Annotated in this window: 17 protein-coding genes and 1 riboswitch; of the genes, 9 read left to right on the forward strand and 8 right to left on the reverse strand. The window is 71.0% G+C overall.

Features of this window, described 5'->3' with window-relative positions; genetic code table 11:
- The first annotated feature begins 4 nt into the window (after positions 1 to 4).
- The 4 genes from hpnH to OG251_RS34340 all read left to right on the forward strand — a co-directional run bounded on the left by hpnH (position 5) and on the right by OG251_RS34340 (position 3,585).
- On the forward strand, positions 5 to 1,024 hold the full coding sequence (hpnH, locus tag OG251_RS34325; protein WP_326680753.1) for an adenosyl-hopene transferase HpnH: 1,020 nt from the start codon (positions 5 to 7) through the stop codon (positions 1,022 to 1,024).
- A gap of 135 nt (positions 1,025 to 1,159) precedes the next feature.
- Positions 1,160 to 2,557, forward strand: a complete 1,398-nt coding sequence (locus tag OG251_RS34330) for an aspartate aminotransferase family protein (protein WP_326680754.1) — start codon at positions 1,160 to 1,162, stop codon at positions 2,555 to 2,557.
- 166 nt (positions 2,558 to 2,723) lie between these two features.
- Positions 2,724 to 3,332 (forward strand): helix-turn-helix domain-containing protein, encoded by a 609-nt coding sequence (locus OG251_RS34335; protein WP_326680755.1) that lies wholly within the window; start codon positions 2,724 to 2,726, stop codon positions 3,330 to 3,332.
- 76 nt (positions 3,333 to 3,408) lie between these two features.
- Positions 3,409 to 3,585 (forward strand): DUF6126 family protein, encoded by a 177-nt coding sequence (locus OG251_RS34340; RefSeq protein WP_198953040.1) that lies wholly within the window; start codon positions 3,409 to 3,411, stop codon positions 3,583 to 3,585.
- A gap of 82 nt (positions 3,586 to 3,667) precedes the next feature.
- Here OG251_RS34340 and OG251_RS34345 read toward each other — a convergent pair whose 3' ends face one another.
- Complete coding sequence (locus tag OG251_RS34345; protein ID WP_326680756.1) at positions 3,668 to 4,480, reverse strand: tyrosine-protein phosphatase; 813 nt, start codon at positions 4,478 to 4,480, stop codon at positions 3,668 to 3,670.
- Positions 4,481 to 4,693: 213 nt separating this feature from the next.
- Between OG251_RS34345 and OG251_RS34350 the strand changes: the two genes are divergently transcribed.
- From OG251_RS34350 to OG251_RS34360, 3 genes are all read left to right on the forward strand, one after another.
- Complete coding sequence (locus OG251_RS34350) at positions 4,694 to 6,790, forward strand: alpha-galactosidase (RefSeq protein WP_326681516.1); 2,097 nt, start codon at positions 4,694 to 4,696, stop codon at positions 6,788 to 6,790.
- Positions 6,791 to 7,085: 295 nt separating this feature from the next.
- A riboswitch (cyclic di-AMP (ydaO/yuaA leader) is annotated at positions 7,086 to 7,243 on the forward strand.
- A 5-nt stretch (positions 7,244 to 7,248) separates the two neighbouring features.
- Positions 7,249 to 8,217: a M23 family metallopeptidase gene (locus OG251_RS34355; protein WP_326680757.1), complete on the forward strand. Its 969-nt coding sequence runs from the start codon at positions 7,249 to 7,251 to the stop codon at positions 8,215 to 8,217.
- 163 nt (positions 8,218 to 8,380) lie between these two features.
- Complete coding sequence (locus tag OG251_RS34360) at positions 8,381 to 9,208, forward strand: SGNH/GDSL hydrolase family protein (protein ID WP_326680758.1); 828 nt, start codon at positions 8,381 to 8,383, stop codon at positions 9,206 to 9,208.
- Between the two features lie 16 nt (positions 9,209 to 9,224).
- On the opposite strand, the gene OG251_RS34365 is transcribed toward OG251_RS34360, so the two are convergent.
- The 6 genes from OG251_RS34365 to OG251_RS34390 all read right to left on the reverse strand — a co-directional run bounded on the left by OG251_RS34365 (position 9,225) and on the right by OG251_RS34390 (position 15,581).
- Entirely contained in the window at positions 9,225 to 10,154 is a 930-nt protein-coding gene (locus tag OG251_RS34365; protein WP_326680759.1) for an STM4011 family radical SAM protein, read from the reverse strand.
- A gap of 7 nt (positions 10,155 to 10,161) precedes the next feature.
- Positions 10,162 to 11,571, reverse strand: a complete 1,410-nt coding sequence (locus OG251_RS34370) for an STM4012 family radical SAM protein (protein ID WP_326680760.1) — start codon at positions 11,569 to 11,571, stop codon at positions 10,162 to 10,164.
- Positions 11,568 to 12,380, reverse strand: a complete 813-nt coding sequence (locus tag OG251_RS34375; protein WP_326681518.1) for an STM4013/SEN3800 family hydrolase — start codon at positions 12,378 to 12,380, stop codon at positions 11,568 to 11,570. The genes OG251_RS34370 and OG251_RS34375 overlap by 4 nt, the downstream gene beginning before the upstream one ends.
- 142 nt (positions 12,381 to 12,522) lie before the next feature.
- On the reverse strand, positions 12,523 to 13,668 hold the full coding sequence (locus OG251_RS34380) for an STM4014 family protein (protein WP_326680761.1): 1,146 nt from the start codon (positions 13,666 to 13,668) through the stop codon (positions 12,523 to 12,525).
- The gene (locus tag OG251_RS34385; RefSeq protein WP_326680762.1) at positions 13,649 to 14,617 is read right to left on the reverse strand and encodes an STM4015 family protein; all 969 of its coding nucleotides are present in this window, start codon (positions 14,615 to 14,617) and stop codon (positions 13,649 to 13,651) included. Before OG251_RS34385 ends, OG251_RS34380 begins: the two co-directional genes overlap by 20 nt.
- Before the next feature lie 4 nt (positions 14,618 to 14,621).
- Entirely contained in the window at positions 14,622 to 15,581 is a 960-nt protein-coding gene (locus OG251_RS34390) for an STM4015 family protein (protein ID WP_326680763.1), read from the reverse strand.
- A 174-nt stretch (positions 15,582 to 15,755) separates the two neighbouring features.
- Here OG251_RS34390 and OG251_RS34395 point away from each other — a divergent pair, with 174 nt between their 5' ends.
- The gene (locus OG251_RS34395; protein ID WP_326680764.1) at positions 15,756 to 16,082 is read left to right on the forward strand and encodes a hypothetical protein; all 327 of its coding nucleotides are present in this window, start codon (positions 15,756 to 15,758) and stop codon (positions 16,080 to 16,082) included.
- A gap of 107 nt (positions 16,083 to 16,189) precedes the next feature.
- Complete coding sequence (locus tag OG251_RS34400; RefSeq protein WP_326680765.1) at positions 16,190 to 17,191, forward strand: DUF6745 domain-containing protein; 1,002 nt, start codon at positions 16,190 to 16,192, stop codon at positions 17,189 to 17,191.
- 124 nt (positions 17,192 to 17,315) lie between these two features.
- On the opposite strand, the gene OG251_RS34405 is transcribed toward OG251_RS34400, so the two are convergent.
- A complete protein-coding gene (locus tag OG251_RS34405) occupies positions 17,316 to 17,927 on the reverse strand; it encodes a TetR/AcrR family transcriptional regulator (protein WP_326680766.1) in 612 nt (203 codons plus the stop codon).
- Positions 17,928 to 17,986 lie beyond the last annotated feature (59 nt).

Consider the following 17,986-nt stretch of genomic DNA (forward strand, 5'->3'; position numbering starts at 1 on the left):
CCAGATGGCCATGCCGCTTCGTCAGTCCATCAAGGTTGCGACGTACCTCATTGAACAAAAGCTCCGCAGGCGAGAGAAGTTCCCGCTCATTGTCGAGCTGGAGCCCTTGTTCGCCTGCAATCTGGCCTGTGAGGGATGCGGGAAGATCCAGCATCCGGCCGGAGTCCTGAAACAGCGCATGCCGGTCGCCCAGGCCGTCGGCGCGGTGCTCGAATCGGGCGCGCCGATGGTCTCCATCGCGGGTGGTGAGCCGCTGATGCACCCGCAGATCGATGAAATCGTGCGTCAGCTCGTCGCGAAGAAGAAATACGTCTTCCTCTGCACCAACGCGATGCTCATGCGGAAGAAGCTCGACAAATTCACACCGTCGCCCTACTTCGCCTTCGCCGTGCACATCGACGGGCTGCGAGAACGGCACGACGAATCGGTCGCCAAGGAAGGCGTCTTCGACGAGGCGGTGGCGGCGATGAAGGAGGCCAAGAGCCGCGGATTCCGCGTCACCACGAACTCGACCTTCTTCAACACCGATACCCCGCAGACCATCATCGAGGTCCTCAACTTCCTCAATGACGATCTGAAGGTCGACGAGATGATGATCTCGCCCGCCTACGCGTACGAGAAGGCACCCGACCAGGAGCACTTCCTCGGCGTCGAGCAGACCCGCGAGCTGTTCAAGAAGGCCTTCGCGGGCGGCAACCGGGCCCGCTGGCGGCTGAACCACTCGCCGCTCTTCCTGGACTTCCTGGAAGGCAAGGCGGACTTCTCCTGCACCGCGTGGGCGATCCCGAACTACTCGCTCTTCGGCTGGCAGCGCCCCTGCTACCTGATGAGCGACGGATACGTCCCGACGTACCGTCAGCTCATCGAGGAGACCGACTGGGAGAAGTACGGCCGGGGCAAGGACCCACGCTGCGCCAACTGCATGGCGCACTGCGGATACGAGCCCACGGCGGTGCTCGCCACCATGGGGTCGCTGAAGGAGTCCCTGAGGGCCGCACGGGAGACCGTCACCGGCAACCGGTGACGTCCTGACCGCCGGAGAACCGGGACGCCGGTTCTCCCCGTCCCGCCGGCCCGGCCGCCCGGACGCGCCGCCCCTCGTGGCGCGTCCGGGCCGGGCCGGCGGCCCAGCTGGACCTGCCGAAGGAGAGAACGGGCGATGAAGGACGGCGAATCCGGGGGCTTCGACCTCACGCGGCTCCTCGCGGAACGCGGCGCCGAACGCTACGAGCTGCACGCACGGCACCTCAACCACCAACTGCCGCGGATGCTGCACACCATCGGCTTCGACAAGGTGTACGAGCGGGCCGAGGGCGCGTACTTCTGGGACGCCGACGGCAACGACTACCTCGACATGCTCGCCGGATTCGGGGTGATGGGCCTGGGGCGGCACCACCCCGTCGTCCGCAAGGCCCTGCACGACGTCCTGGACGCCTCGCTGGCCGACCTCACCCGCTTCGACTGCCAGCCGCTGCCGGGACTGCTCGCCGAGAAACTGCTCACCCACAGCCCGCATCTGGACCGGGTCTTCTTCGGCAACAGCGGCACGGAGGCGGTCGAGACGGCGCTGAAGTTCGCCCGCTACGCCACCGGGAAACCGCGGGTCCTCTACTGCACCCACGCCTTCCACGGACTCACCACCGGTTCGCTCTCGGTCAACGGCGAGAACGGATTCCGGGACGGCTTCGCCCCGTTGCTGCCCGATACCGCGATCGAGCTCGGTGACCTCGACGCCCTGCGGCGCGAGCTGAAGCGGGGCGATGTGGCGGCCCTGGTCGTGGAACCCGTCCAGGGCAAGGGCGTGCACGCCGCGCCGCCGGGCTTCCTGCGGGCGGCGCAGGAACTGCTGCATCAGCACAAGGCGCTCCTCATCGCCGACGAGGTGCAGACCGGGCTCGGCAGGACCGGCGACTTCTACGCGTACCAGCACGAGGAAGGCGTCGAGCCCGATCTGGTCTGTGTCGCCAAGGCGCTCTCCGGCGGCTATGTGCCCGTCGGGGCGACCCTGGGCAAGGACTGGATCTTCAAACGCGTCTACTCGTCCATGGACCGGGTCCTCGTCCACTCCGCGAGTTTCGGCTCCAACGCCCAGGCGATGGCGGCGGGGCTCGCCGTGCTCGCGGTGATGGAGGACGAGGAGACCGTCGCGAACGCCCGGCGCACCGGCGATCTGCTGCGGGAGCGGCTGGCCGCCCTCGTCGACCGCTACGAGCTGCTGCACGAGGTGCGCGGGCGCGGGCTGATGATCGGTATCGAGTTCGGCCGGCCGGCCTCGCTGAAGCTCCGCAGCCGCTGGACCATGCTCCAGGCGGCCCGCAAGGGGCTCTTCGCACAGATGGTCGTCGTGCCGCTGCTGCGGAAGCACCGCATCCTCACACAGGTGTCCGGCGACCATCTGGAAGTGATCAAGCTGATTCCGCCGCTGGTCATCGGGGAGCCGGAGGTGGAGCGCTTCGTGGCGGCGTTCACCGCCGTCATGGACGACGCGCACAACGGTGGCGGGCTGATGTGGGACTTCGGGCGGACCCTGGTGAAGCAGGCCGTCGCCAACCGCTGACCGCCGGCCGAGGACCGCCGGCCGAGGTCCGCCGGCCGAGGTCCGTCGGCCGCTGACGGCCGACCGCTGACGGCCGACCGCTGACGGTCACCGGGCCGACGTCCGGGGGATTTGCCTCGGAGGTAAGAAATTTGCCTCGGAGGAAAGTTCCTGGCCCAATGAAGGTATGAATCCTCCGGACGGAGGGGTGGCGGACGAGCTTCCCGGCGTCGCACCCCGCCTGCGCGAACTGCGACGCGGTCGCGGTCTCACCCTGGAGAGCGCCGCCCAGCGGGCGGGACTCTCCCCGGCCCATCTCTCCCGGCTCGAAACGGGCCGCAGGCAACCCTCGCTGCCGATGCTGCTCGGGCTCGCCCGTATCTACGGTACGACGGTTTCCGAGCTGCTCGGCGAGACGCCTCCCGAACGTGACGCGATCGTCCGCGGCGGCCGCTTCGATGGCGCCGAGGCCGACGGCTGGATGTACCGGCAGGCGGGCGGCTCCGGCCGTGCCATGCAGGCACTGCGGGTCAGAGTGCCCCACGGCGCCCAGGGCGATCTCGTGCGGGTCCACCCCGGCGAGGAGTGGCTGTACGTCCTGGACGGCCGGCTGCGGGTCGTCCTGGGGGAGACGGTGCACGACCTCGACCCCGGCGACAGCGCGCACTTCGATTCGCTCACCCCGCACCGGATCGCGGCGGTCGACCGCGGCGGCGCGGAGCTCCTCTTCGTCCACTCACTGATGCAGAGCCCCGCCGCCGAGCTGTGTCTCGGCAACGGGATCCATCGGCGCTGACCGGGCCGTCGGCCCCGTCGCCGCACCTGCTCCATCCTTCGCTTCACCGGCCGTGAGGCCGGCAGAGAGGACTGTCATGTCCGATTCCGAGCACTACGACCCCCTGACCCCGCAGCGGCCCAAGAACTACGACCCGCACGAGCGGAAGATGCCGCGCGGAGTCGTGATCCGGCTGTTCGCGTATCTGGTGGCCGGACACGTCATCGCGGGCTTCCTCTACCTGCTGTTCGCCGTGGCCGGCGGCAACAAGTAGTCCTGCCCGCCGGGCGGAAACGCGCGGACACGGCCCGGAACGATCCGCCGTCCGATGCCGTCCGCCGGGGGGAGTGGAGCGCCTACGCCGGGTCCAGCAGGCGTCCGCGCAGCCGCTCCCGGGTCTCCGGGGTGACCTTCAGGCCCTCGGTGAGGTAGCGGTCCGTGGTTCCCCAGGTCTCCTCGATGGCGGTGAAGGCCGCGGCGAGGTACTCGGCGTGCGCGCCGAACAGCGGGTTCAGGAGTTCCAGCACCTCCTGGGACATCCCCGTCTCCGACATGTCGGTGCGCCGTACCCGGTACCGGCGGTGCGCGTCGTTGGACTTGAGGTAGTCGGCCTCGATGGCGTCGCGCTCCACGCCGACGGCGAGCAGCGACACGGCTATCGAGAGACCGGCGCGGTCCTTGCCCGCGGCACAGTGCATCAGGGCGGGGACGCTGTCCTCGGCCAGGGCGTGCAGCACCCGGCTGTGCTCGGCTGTGCGGTCCCTGATGATCGACCGGTACGAGGTGATCATGCGCTCCGCGCCCTTGGTGCCGGAGAGGATCGAGCGCAGCTGCTCGATGTCGCCGTCGCGGACCAGCCGCCAGAACTCCGCGCCGTCGGCCGGGTCCGAGAGCGGGATGTTGACATTGCGCACCCCGGCCAGCTCGACGTCATGGCCGTCCAGCCTCCGGTCGGCGGCGTTGCGGAAGTCGAAGACGGTGTGCAGGCCGAGCCCGCCGAGGATCGCCGTGTCCTGCTCCGTGGCGTGCGCCAGGTGACCGCTGCGGTAGAGCCGCCCGAACGCCACGCGGCGCCCGTCCGTCGTCGGGAGCCCGCCCACGTCCCGGAAATTGCGCACTCCGGTCAGCTCGGCTTCTGTCGGCGGGACCTGCGGCACCTGCTGCGTCACGGGTGGCTCCTGGGGTGTCTGGCGTCGGCGCTGCTCGCCGACGAGGGCACTCTCGTGACGATACGACATCGGTTCCTCGGGCAATCGTCCCGACCGTGCGGCGCTCTGCCGCGCGACGGTCGGCCGCATGCCGGCCAGTCGTGCCGTGAGGGCATTGCCCCTCACCGTGCGAATGGTTGATGATGTGCGGAACTGTTCGAACGTGGGGGAATGATGATCGAGACTGGTGTCACGGGCCGTACCTGGGTGCTCGGCGGCGCGACCGGCAGCTACGCGCTCCACCTCACGGACCGCGATGAGCTGCTCCATCTCCACTGGGGGCCGCGACTCACGATGGCCGCGGCCGAGGCGCTGGCGGCCGAGCCCTTCCCGCCCGGTCCGGGCTTCGACTCCCCGCTCGACGGCCGCGAGGAGTATCCGGTCGAGGGTGGACCCCGATTCGTCCGCCCGGCCCTCTCCGTACGGACCGCCGAGGTCAGGGGTACGCAGTGGGCGTTCGCGGACGCCGAGACGCGGGGTGACGAACTCCGGCTCGGCTTCACCGACGCAGTCCACCGGCTCGCGCTGACCCTGCACTACCGGATGCGCGGGGACTCCGATGTGATCGAGCGCTGGGCCACCGTCACGCACGCCGGGCCGGACGGCCCGCCCCTGGAGCTGCTGCGCGCCGACGCGGCGACCTGGACGCTGCCGGCCCGTGAGGGCTGGCGGCTGAGCCAGCTCCACGGCAGCTGGGGGGCCGAGTCCCGGCTGGTGCGGTCGGAACTGACGTACGGCGAGAAGATCCTCTCCAGCCGCCGGGGACACACCGGACACCAGCATCTGCCCTGGGTGGCGCTGGACGCGGACGCCGCGGCGACCGAGGAGCACGGCGAGGTGTACGGCTGCGCGCTGGGCTGGTCCGGGTCCTGGCGGATCGCCGTGCACCAGCTGCCCGACGGCCTGGTGCAGATCACCGGCGGTGCGGGTTACGACGAGTCCGGGCTGCTGCGGCTCGCGCCGGGGGAGTCGTACACCACACCCGTCTTCGCCGGGCTGTGGAGCCCCGACGGATTCGGCGGCGCGAGCCGCGCCTGGCACGCCTGGCAGCTGGCCCATGTGATTCCGGACGCCGAGGCGCTGCGCCCGGTGCTCTACAACTCCTGGGAGGCGACCGGATTCGACATCGTCGAGGAGCAGCAGCGGGAGCTCGCGGTGCGGGCCGCGGAGATGGGTGTCGAGCTGTTCGTGGTGGACGACGCCTGGTTCGGGCAGCGCACCAGTGACCGGGCCGGACTCGGGGACTGGACGCCGAACCCCGACCGTTTCCCCGGTGGGCTGAGGCCGCTGGCCGAAGAGGTGCGCGGACTGGGCATGCGGTTCGGTATCTGGGTCGAGCCGGAGATGGTCAACCCCGACAGTGATCTCTACCGGGCCCATCCCGACTGGGTCCAGCACGTCCCCGGGCGGACGCGGACGGAGTTCCGTCATCAGCTGGTGCTCAACCTGGCCCGGCCGGACGTGCAGGAATACCTGTGGGAACAGCTCGACACCCTGCTCTCCAGTGCTCCGATCGACTATGTGAAGTGGGACTTCAACCGCTGCTTCACCGATGCGGGCTGGCCGGGCGAGGAGTATCCGCAGAAGCTCTGGATCGAGCATGTGCACGCGCTGTACGCGCTGCTCGACCGGTTGCGTGCCGCACACCCCGGGGTGGCCTTCGAGTCCTGCTCGGGCGGTGGGGGCCGGGTCGACCTCGGGGTGCTCGCCCGGACCGATCAGGTGTGGACCTCCGACAACACCGACCCGCTGGACCGGCTCGCCATCCAGGAGGGCTTCGGCCAGATCCACCCGGCACGGGTGATGGCCGCCTGGGTCACCGACAGCCCGAACGAGCAGATGAACGGGCGGGCGAGTTCGCTGCGCTTCCGCTTCGTCAGCGCCATGGCGGGGGTGCTCGGGGTCGGCGGCGACCTCACCGAGTGGAGCGAGGAGGAGCTGGCCGAGGCGCGGGACTGGGTGTCCCTGTACAAGGAGATCCGCCCGGTCGTCCAGCACGGCGCCCTGTACCGGCTCGCGGCTCCGCGCGGTGGGCTGAGCGCGGTGCAGTACGTGCGGGGCGAGGAGACCGTGGTGCTGATGTGGCTCGAAGCGCAGCGGTACGGGCAGCGCCCCCCGGCTCTGCGGCTCCGCGGTCTTGACCCCTCGGCGGTGTACGTCTGCCAGGACACCGGGACGGTGTACGAGGGATCGGCACTGCTGCACCGGGGGCTGCACACGGGGCTGACGGGAGATCTCGACGCGCGGGTGCTGAGGTTGCGTCAGAGGTGATGGCCATGACATGTCCGTATTGGTGCATTTAGTGGAACATGCCCCACTTGTGGGGGAGATGGTGACCCGCTGGTGAGCGGGATCATATCCGTGACGGTGTGTGGTGGCGGCGCCCGGAGGTAATCCGGGCGCCGCGCGGAAAGCCAAGATCCGTAATCCACGGAGTGTCACCGGAAATCCGAACCGAAATTGAATCGGGGATTCCGGTACGCAACCGATGGCTTGTTCCCGTCGTCCTGACTCGTTTACGGTCACCGTCAATCCGGACGGACCGCCTAATCCTGCCGCCGCCCGGAATTCACACCCACCCACATACGCGTGGCAGGAGCGGGGGACCCAGGTAAGCCGCCGGCCCGGAGAGATCCGGACCGGCTCGGGGTGAAGTCGCAGCCAGCGACCGGGCATCTCCAGCCCGAACCCGACAGCTCACCTCGTAGGCGCCGGAGAGGAATTCCCCCATGCCCGCACAGGGTAAGCACCGTCGTACGAAGACCGGCCCGATCGCCCGCGGTGTCCTCGCCGCAGGGACCGGCGGCGCCGTCCTCGCCCTCCCGCTGATCGGTGCCACCGGAGCGCACGCCGCGGAGAAGGCCGCGCCCGCCGCCGCCTCGGTCGCCGCCGCGCACACCGCCCCCGGTGCCGCCGTGGTGAAGACGCAGACCGCGTCGAAGACCTACTCCGTGGTCTCCGGCGACTACCTGTCGAAGATCGCCGCCGAGCAGAAGCTCAAGGGTGGCTGGCAGAAGCTGTACCAGGACAACCGCGACGTCGTCGGCGGGAACCCGAGCCTGATCTTCCCCGGCATGAAGCTGACCCTCGGCGCCAAGGCGTCCGGCTCCGCCGCCGCCCCGGACGCCGCGCAGTCCGCGCCGGCTCCCTCGAAGGCCGAGCCGAAGAAGGCCGCCCCGGCCGCCCCGAAGGCGAAGCCCGCCCCGAAGACCACGTCCTCCCCGGACTCGTCCGCCGCGGCCGGCAAGTCCACCACCTCCACGAACACCAGCGCCTCCCAGAGCAACAGCTCCGGCTGGACGACCCCGGTGGCCAACGCCAACGTCACCACCCAGTACCGGGCCTCCGGCGCCAGCTGGTCCAGCGGCTACCACACCGGCTCGGACTTCCAGGCCGCCTCGGGCACCGTCGTCCGCGCCATCGGTCCGGGCACCGTGGTCTCGGCCGGCTGGAGCGGCTCGTACGGCAACGAGGTCGTCATCAAGCACGCCGACGGCATGTACTCCCAGTACGCCCACCAGTCCTCGCTCAACGTCTCCGTGGGCGAGACCGTCACCGGCGGCCAGCAGATCGGCCTCTCCGGCTCCACCGGCAACTCGACCGGCCCGCACCTGCACTTCGAGGTCCGCACCGGCCCGAGCTACGGCTCCGACGTCGACCCGATCTCGTACCTGCGTCAGCACGGCGTCTCCATCTGATGGAGCGGTGACGAGCGGTTCCCCCAGGGGCGGTGCGCACGAGCGCACCGCCCCTGTACTTATTCCGGCTTTACCAAAAACTGACCGGGTGGTCTATCTCACCACCCGTCAACCCCGTATTACGGTCGCGTAGGTCACATTCGAAGGTGCAGGATATGCGCTTGTGGCAGACGATTCGAGAATCAATCAACCAGGCATCATCGGGTCGTACGCGGCGATTGGCGACAGCTTCACCGAAGGCGTCGGAGACCCCGGCCCCGACGGGACCTTTGTCGGCTGGGCGGACCGCTTCGCGGTGCTGCTGGCGGACCAGCTCCCGGTCCCCGATGCAGCGACGAGCCCGGAGGATTCCCCGCACGGGAATTTCCGGTACGCCAATCTCGCCGTACGCGGACGCCTTCTCGACCAGATAGTCGAGGAGCAGGTGCCCCGTGCCAAGGAACTGGCCCCGGACATGGTCAGCTTCTGCGCGGGCGGCAACGACATCATCAGGCCGGGCACCGACCCCGACGATCTGGCCGAGCGCTTCGAGCGCGCGGTCGCCGATCTGAGCAACGCGGTCGGCACCGTCATGGTCACCACCGGATTCGACACCCGGGGCGTGCCGGTACTGCGGCACATGCGCGGCAAGATCGCGACGTACAACATCCATCTGCGGGCCATCGCGGACCGCTACCACTGCCCCGTCCTGGACCTGTGGTCCCTGCGCTCGGTGCAGGACAGGCGTGCCTGGGACGACGACCGGCTGCATCTGTCGCCCGAGGGGCACACCCGGGTCGCGCTGCGCGCGGCACAGGTCCTCGGCGTCGACGTGCCGGCCGATCCGGACCAGGCGTGGCCGCCGCGGGCCCAGCGCGGCACCTTCGAGGAACGGCGCGACGACATCCACTGGGCGCGCGACTACCTGGTCCCGTGGATCGGCCGAAGGCTGCGCGGCGAGTCCTCCGGCGACCACGCCGAGGCGAAGCGCCCGGACCTGCTTCCCCTCTGACCGGACCTGCCGGCCCTCAGCGGGCGTCGCGCAGGACCGTGAGGGGAAGGGCACGCCGGGACGGGCTCGGCACCACGAGCCCGTCCGGCGGCGTGATCCCGCTGCCCGGAGCCGGTATCCGCTCCAGCACACCGCCCGCGAAGACGTCGTACAGCGGCAGCGTCTCCAGATGCACATAGCCGATGTGGCAGTCGCACACGCCGAGCGGGCAGGCCCGCGGCCCCAGCGCCCGCCGATAGCTGCCGTCGTACAGATTGCCCAGCTCCGCGCGGACGAAGTGACACCGCCGCACCGTGCCGTCGCCGTCCACCGAGATGACCGACTCACCCGTCCGGCAGGGCATCCCGGCCGATCGGTGCGGATGTCTGCTGTACGGGAACAGCGGGTCCAGCGCCGTCCAGCGGTCCGCCTCCTCGTCCGTGTAGGTGTGCCCCTCGGCGGCGTTGACCCAGAGATAGACCTCGTCGGGCAGCGCGGCCCGCAGCCGCCGCGCCTCGTCGAGATGATCGTCGAAACCGACCACACCCACGCTGTAGCGGACCCCGAGCCCGGTCAGCTCCCGGCACTTGCCGAGGAAGCGCTCGAACGGCGTCTGCCCCGGGTGGTAGGTGCACCACAGCGCGACCCGGTCCGTATCGGCCCCTTCCAGCCAGTCGGTACGGCCGCTCAGATTGGTCTGGATGGCCACCCGGCCCACATGCGGAAGCAGCGACAGCTCGACCAGCGCGCGCCGGTACCAGGACCGCACCAGCCCCTCGCCCCACGGCGTGAACAGCACGGACAGCCGGTCACCGGTCTGCTCCGCCGCCCAGGCGGTGAACCGCTCCAGCGCCGCCCGGTCCGCCGTCAGCCGCTCCCGGCTGTCGCGCCGCTTGGCGAACGGGCAGTACGGACAGTCGTAGTCGCACGAGGCCAGCGGGCCCCGGTAGAGAATCGTCAGGTCCATGGCGGTGCTACTTCCGTTCGTACGAGGCCATCGCGGCCCGTACCGCGGGGGAGAACAGCTCCGGGCCCAGGGCGTCGGAGTGGGCCAGCCCCTCGGCGGAGAGCCGCAGCAGACCCTCACCCGCGCTCCCGTCCAGCCAGCCGCGCGCCGCGAAACGGTCCAGCTCGGCCGGGAAGTCCTCGCGCGGATCCGTACCGAAGCGCTGCCGGTACTCGTCCGCCCGCAGCCCCGCGGCCTGGAGCAGCGACTGGAGGAGGTGGCGCCTGCGCGCCTCGCCGGCGTCCACGTACCGCCCGACCTCGGCACGGGAGAAGTCCTCGGTGGCGGTGAAACCGTCGATGATGCCGCGGATCTCCCGCATCTCCACCGCGTAGTCGAAGGAGTAGTGCAGAGACGCGGTGTACGAGCGGGCGCCGCAGCCGAGCCCGATCATGCCGTCGGTCTGGCACGCGTAGTCGTCGGGGCCCTCCTGCGGGGCGTCCGCGCGGCGGAACATCCGCATCGACACCTGCTCGTATCCGCGGGCCAGGAGATGGTCGCGGCCCGCCCGGTAGAGCCGCAGCCGCTGCTCGTCCCAGGCGGCGGACGCGAGCTCCTCGGCGGCCGGCCCCGCCGCACCGAGCCGGCCGAGTCCGGTCAGCGGGCGCACGTACAGCGGGTAGAGATACAGCTCCTCGGGCCGCCAGGCCAGCGCGGCGTCCAGCGAGGTCCGCCAGCTCTCTTCCGTCTGTCCGTCGATGCCGTAGATCAGGTCGATGTTGAGCACCGGAATGCGGGCATCACGGATCCGTCCGAGAGCCGCCTCCACCTCGGCACGGCGCTGCGGGCGCACCGCAGCGCGCGCCTCGTCGTCCACGAAGCTCTGCACACCGATGCTGATCCTGGTCGTCCCGCGGTCGGCGAGCACGGCCAGCCGGTCCGCCGTCGCGGTCGACGGCGAGGTCTCCACGGACAGCGGTACCGCACGCAGCCGGGCCCCCATCCGCTTCTCCGCGATGTCGCAGAGCCGCTCCAGCTCGGCGGCGGTCAGGAACGTGGGTGTGCCGCCGCCGAACGCCGCGGCGGCGAACCGCACCGGCTCCCGGTCGCCCAGCGCGTCCCGGACAGCGACGGCCTGCCGGTCCAGCGCGTCGAGATAGCGGGTCGTCAGTTCCCCGGGAGCGCCGATCCGGGTGAACAGGTTGCAGAAGCCGCAGCGGACCTCGCAGAACGGTATGTGGAGATAGAGGGAGAGCGCGTCCTTGGGCTCCGCCGCCCACAGCTCACGCAGCGCGGGCCGGCCGGTGAGCGGCCGGTAGGCCGTCTTGTGCGGATAGGCGTAGACGTAGCTCTCGTACGGCCTGACGGCGGGAAGGGCCGTGGCGGCGGGGGCGGCGGCGGTTGCCGCCGCTGTCGAGGGAAGGGTCGTGCTGGTCATCTTGCGTCCCCGGGCTCAAGGAAGAAATGGGCGTACGGCACGGTCCAGACGGCTTCGTGACCGAGCCGGTGGCCGGTGAAGCCGTCGTCGCCGTAGGCCGTGCCGTGGTCGGAACAGACGATGGCGAAGCAGCGGCGGCGGCTGCTCGCCGCCGCGAAGAGCCGGCCGATGTGCCGGTCGACGTACTCCAGGGCGGCGGCGTGCGTGGCGCGGGAGTCGCCCGCCTCACGGGTGGCCCCCGCCCGGTGGAACCAGTTGGGCTGGTGGAGCGCCGACACATTGACGAACAGGAACAGCCGCTGGTCCTTCGGGAGTTCGGCGACGACTTCCTCGGCGCGGGTCACCTGCTGCTCGAACGAGGTGGGCGAGGCGACACCGAAACCGGGCTCCCAGTGGCTCTCCTGGAACATGCCGGGCAGTACGGAGCCGAGCGGGCCCTGCCGGTTGAAGAAGCCGACGCCACCGACGCACACCGTGCGGTAGCCCACGGCGGCGAGGCCGGACAGCAGATCGGGGGCGTCGAAGACGAACGTGCCGTCCGCCGTCGTCTCGCTGCCCGCGAAACGTGCCGCGAACAGCCGCGGGTGCGGCCCCGGCGTGGCGGGTGTCGGCAGGAAACCGGCGAACATCGCCTGGTGCGAGGCATAGGTGAAACTCCCCGGCGCATGGCGCTTCTCCCAGACACCACCGGGCAGGTGCCGGGCCAGATGCGGAATGCGTCCGGCGGCGGCCAGCTCCACGGCGACGTCGTAGCGCAGGGTGTCGATGGTGACGAACAGCAGATCGTGACTCCCGACGATGTCACTCATGTCGGTTTCACCCGTCTCCGGGCCGTCGGTGTCCCGGCCACCGGCATCCTGGCCACCGACGTCCCGGACGGGATGCACGGGACCGACGTGGACGGGATCGACGTGGACGGGGCCGGCGGGGATGGGGTTGACGCGGGTGGGGTCAGGGGGCAGCGACGACACGGTGGTTCCTTGCTCGTTCCAGTACGGCGGCGACCTGCGCCGCATAGGTGTCCAGCCCCTCGGCGCCGCTGCCCGGCAGACCGGTCAGACCCGGCAGCAGATCACCGAAGGCATTGACCTCGCCGACGGCGAACCGCCGCCAGCCGGTCGCGGGCAGCAGATCCACGCCCACACACGGCGTCCCCGGGAAACAGGCGGCGGCCCGCTCACACATCGCGAGCGCGTCCCGCCAACTCCCGCCCGCCGCCCCCACGGCGGCCCGCACCTCGTCGAGATCGCCGCGGACGCCGCCGAGATGGAGATTGGTCATCGGGGAAGTGCTGGTGCGCACGACGGCATGGGTCGCACGCCCGCCGACCACCACGACCCGCAGATCCGCGGCGCGCCCCCGCTGCGCCGCCTTCGGCAGCCAGCGCTCGATGTGCAGCCCGTCCGGGGCGAGCGTGTCGATGATCGCGCCCACTTCCCGCTCCGTGGTGTACCGGCGCACCCGGAGCGAATTGAACAGCCGTCCCTCCGCGTCCCGCTCCACCGACGTGCTCGCCCGGAGCCGTCCGGGGCCGGCCGTCTCCACGGCCAGCACCCCCGAGGCGGACGAGCCGTGGGCGAGCTTCACGAACACCCGCGGCATGCCGTGCTCCGCCATCAGCCCGCGCACATCCGCCCAGCCCCGCACCACCGGCGCCCCCGGACCGGACGTCGGCGACGCGGGCACCGGAATCCCGGCACCGTCCAGCACGGCATGACACAGCCGTTTGTCGAACAGTGCCGCGATGTCCCCGGGAGTGCCGAGCAGATCGGCGCCCGCCGCCGAAGCGGCCCGCGCCACCTCCCGCACGGCCGTGAGGAACGTGGCGTACCAACGGGCCGTCCCCTCCACACGGGTCGGATCGCCGACCCCGCGCAGCAGCCGATCCACCTCGGGGTCCTCGCCCGGCGAGTCCATCCGTACGGTCTCCGCAGGCCGGAACGCCGCCTCACCGGCGAGCACCTGGAGCCAGGACACGACACGGGCGTCCGGCAGCCCGGCCGCGCGCACGGCCTCCTGGAACAGGGCGACGCGGCGGTTGTCCGGATTGCCGACGACCGTGAAGCGCGGCGCGGGGCTACTCACTGACCGCGACATAGCGCTCCTCGTCCTCCTCGGGGTCCCAGTAGTCCACCGGTTCCTCACTGTTGACCGAAGCCGGCGCGCACGCCTGACGGATGCGGTCGAGCATCACCTCGCTCAGGTAGTGGTGTCGCAGGTCGAGCGTGGACAGATGGCTCAGCGGCTGCCCCGCCAGCAGCGCCTCCGCACCGGTGTCGCCGAGGGTCCCCATGGCGAGCGACAGCGACGTCAGCTGAGCGACCACGGGCGCCGAGGCCAGCGCCGCAGCGATCTCGTCCTGGATCTCGCTGTTCCGCAGAGCCAGATGCCGCAATCGCGGAAACGTGCCGCCCGACAGGAGCGGGCCCAGGTCCTCCACCTGCGCGTCGCCGCCGTACCAGCGGGTCCCGAGCCAGATCTCCAGCCGCTCCAGCGCCGGGAGCTCGGACGCGGCGACCGCCCGCACGACATGGGACGGCAGACCGCCGGACTCGAAGCGGAGGGACCGCAGAGCGCCGTGCCGCACCGGCGACAACCGCAGCCCCGCCCCTTCGGCGGCGGAGTCACCGCCGCCGCGCACCACCAGCTCCTCCAGCAGGGGAAGAGCGCTGAGCACCGGAGTGATGTCCGACATCTTCAGCCAGGAAACCTCGCACTCCTCGCGCTCCACATCCGCGAGGAACAGCGCCCGCAGCGCCGGGAAGCGGTCCGCGTCCGCGGCGATCAGCTCCACCACGGGGGTGAGTTCGCTGTAGTGCCCCTGCCACCACGGACCGATCACCAGCGCCTCGACCTGCTCGCTGTCGACCGAGTCCAGGAAGTGCTGCCACAGGACGGGGAACGTCAGCGAACCCTCCCAGCCGCAGTCCAGCCGCCAGGCGACCGTGTGCGCGGCCGGAAACTCCTCGGGCTGCTCCGCGGCAGGTCCCGGCAGGGTGAGGACCGGCAGGCTGTGGAAGAGCTCGGGGTGTGCGATGCCGGACATCGTGTCACTCCGCCACAGCCGTGTACCGGCCCCTGGGGCCGCCGTCGTCCCACGGCTTGCTGCGCTCGGACAGATCGACCCGGACCCCGTGGGGCACCAGCGACTCGGTGATCCGGCGCTCCATCGCCTCGGACAGGAAGTGGTGGTGAAGGTCGAGCACATCGAGATGGGTGAGCGGCTGGCCTTCGAGCAGTGCCGCCGCGCCCTCGTCCCCGAGCGTGCCGTTCGACAGGTCGAGCGTGCGCAGCCGCGCGACCACCGGGGCCGAGGCGACGGCCGCCGCGATCTCGTTCTCCACCTCGCTGTTGCGCAGGCCCAGGTGGTGCAGCCGGGGGAAGCGGGTGCCGGAGAGCAGCGGCGCCAGGTCCGCCACATCGGCATCGCCGCCGTACGCCGAGACTCCCAGCCACAGATCGAGCTTCTCCAGCGCGGGCAGTTCACTGTCGAGCACGCCGCGGACCACCTGCACGGGCAGCCCGCCCGCCTCGATGGTGAGCGAGCGCAGCCGCTCGTGCTTGGTCGCCGGGAACTCCAGTTCGCTGCCGCCGCGCACCCCGAGCTCCACCAGCGAGGGGAACGCGGCGAGCAGCTTGGTGACGTCCGACTGCTCGATCCAGGAGATCTCCGCCTCCTCCAGCACCAGGTCTCCGACGAACACCGCCTCCAGCGAGGTCAGCCTGTCGGCCGCGGCGATGACGAGGTCGATCGGGACATCGGACTTGTCGTCGTACGACTCGCCCCACTGCCCGATGATCAGGGCGCGGACCCCGGCCGGGTCGACGGCTTCCAGGAACGCCGAGAACTCCTGCTCCCAGGTGTGGTCCGCGTCCTCGTCGTCGTACGGATCGACGCTGATGCGCCACGCGGCGGCGTCGGCGGCCGGACGGGGGGTTTCGGTGGCATTGCGCTGGAAGTCGACGGCCGCGAGGCCGCACAGCTCGCTGAGGTGGTCCACACCGGACATGGCCCTGAGCTCCTGATGCTGGGAACGGTTGTTGTCCGCAAGGTCTATCAAGCCCCACTGACAACGCGATGACCGGGATCCGGCCCGCGCACCGCACCGGCCGATTGTCAGACCCTCCCCGTAGCGTTTTCCTCGTGTTCGGCACAGCGGGTGCCGCGACGAGGGGAGACGTCTGTGTACCGGCAGGGCGATGTACTGATCGTGGCGGTGGAGGAGTCGGCCGTGCCCGCCCACTTCCTGAAGGCGACGGGCGAGCTGCGCGACGGCCGGGGACGCCTGGTGCTCGCACTGGGCGAGGTCACGGGACACGCCCATGCGGTGCAGGGCCCCGGCCGACTGATGAGGGAGGCGGGGCAGTTCGGGCCGATGCTGCTCCATCTTCCGGACGGGGGACGCGTGGTGCACGAGGAGCACGCGGCGATCTCGCTGCCGAAGGGCTGGTTCCGCGTGGTGCGCCAGCGGGAGTACGCGCCGGGCGCGATCCGTATCGTCGCGGACTGATCCGGCCGCCGCGACCGGCGACCGGGCGGCGCGGCAGCCATTCGAGCACAGAGATCTCACATCCGGGATCCGAGACCGAGATCGAGAAACAGGGGACGGGACAACCGATGCAGTACGTGAACTCTTGGCGGGCCGTGGCGGCGGCGACGGGCGCGGCGGACCGGGCCGCGGCCGAGGACGGGGTGCGGCTCGCCTACCGCAGCGCCGGTCTCGCCGAGCCGGAGCGCATCATCTGGGCCGACTCGCCCCGCGCGGCGGTCGAAGCGGTGGCGAAGCTGACCGACGCCGGACGCTCGGTGCGCGACGACATCCGCACCCGGCCCTGGGCCGAGGAACGGCGCCGCATGTACGACGAGTTGGGCGCCGCGGGCTGGTCCGCGCTCTGGTCCGCCACGGGGGCCCAGCTCTGGGAGACCACGGGCGCCCTCGCCGACCGGATACGGACGGGTGTCGTCGCGGACCTCGCCGCGCGGCCCGAGGACGAGTCCGCCATCCGGCTGCGGCTGCTCGACGCCGTCCTCGGACAGCACGACGCCGCCTGGCTCGCCGCCTTCGACGGGCGCGGCGACCGGCTGACCGGCCTGGCGGAGGTGGCGCGCAACGCCGGCTGGTGGTGGCCCTACGAGCACGCCGTCGTGATCAGCGAGCGGCCCGAGGTGCTCCACCGCGACGAGGCGGGGCGGCTCGACCACGGGGAGGGGCCGGCACTCGCCTACACGGACGGCTTCGCGCTGTACGCCTGGCGCGGCATGCCGGTTCCCGCGGCGTTCCTGGCGGAGCTGGCGACGCTGACCCCACAGCGGATACGGGCCGAGGAGAACGCGGAGCTGCGCCGCGTGATGCTGGAGTACTACGGCTACGACCGCTACCTCACCGAGTCCCGCGCCGAACCGGTCCACCGCGACGAGACGGGCATCCTCTGGCGGATCTCGCTGGACGGGGACGAGGACGTGGTGATGGTCGAAGTGGTCAACTCCACCCCGGAACCGGACGGCACGCACCGCACCTACTGGCTGCGGGTGCCGCCCACGACAAGGACGGCGAAGGACGGGGTGGCCTGGACGTTCGGGATCGACGGATCGGCCTACGCACCGGTACGTCAGACCTGACCCGGCACGACGGCCCGGGGAGGGGCGAGGACAGGGAGGAAGGGCAGGGAGGAAGGACAGGCGGGAGGGAAGAGAGGCACGGCGACCGGAGGGGAGAGGCACATGGCGCCGGAGGGAAGAGGCGTCAGGCCGTCAAGGTCTTCTGGTCGACGCCGAGTTCGCGGGCGAGCGCCTCGTCGGTCCACCGCAGCATCGTGGCACGGGAGAGCGGACCCGCGTACGACGTCATCTGCACGGCCAGACCGTCCAGCAGGGCGGTCAGGCGCCAGGCCGCCGACACCGGGTCCTCGCAGCGGAACTCACCGGCGGCAGCGCCCTCTTCGAGGACCGCGGCCAGCTCCGCCTTCCACTGCTGGTCGAGATCGCCCGCCACCTCGCGCAGCGCGGGCTCGCGCAGGGAGGCGGCCCAGCCCTCGATCCACAGGCGCCAGCCCTTGGCCTGCCCGGTGGGCGCGTACCAGCGGACGGCCGCCCGCAGCCGTCGCACCGCGCTGGTACGGCGGGCCAGCAGCTTGCGCAGGTGGGCGAGGTCGGCCTCCGCCGCGTACGCGAACGCGGCGGCGACCAGCTTCTCCTTGGTCGAGAAGTGGTAGAGCACCAGTGCGTTGCTCACCCCCAGCACGGAGGCCACATCGGCGATCCGTACGGAGGAGACCCCGCGCACCTCGATCTGCTCCACCGCGGCGCGCAGCAATTCCTCACGCCGTTCCGCCACACCCAACCGCACTCTCGCCACACAGCCACCCTAACCAACGTACGGGCTGTGCCGTAGCCGCCGCCGTCCGCCCGGCCGGG

The sequence above is a fragment of the Streptomyces sp. NBC_01237 genome, assembly GCF_035917275.1.
Lineage (GTDB): Bacteria > Actinomycetota > Actinomycetes > Streptomycetales > Streptomycetaceae > Streptomyces.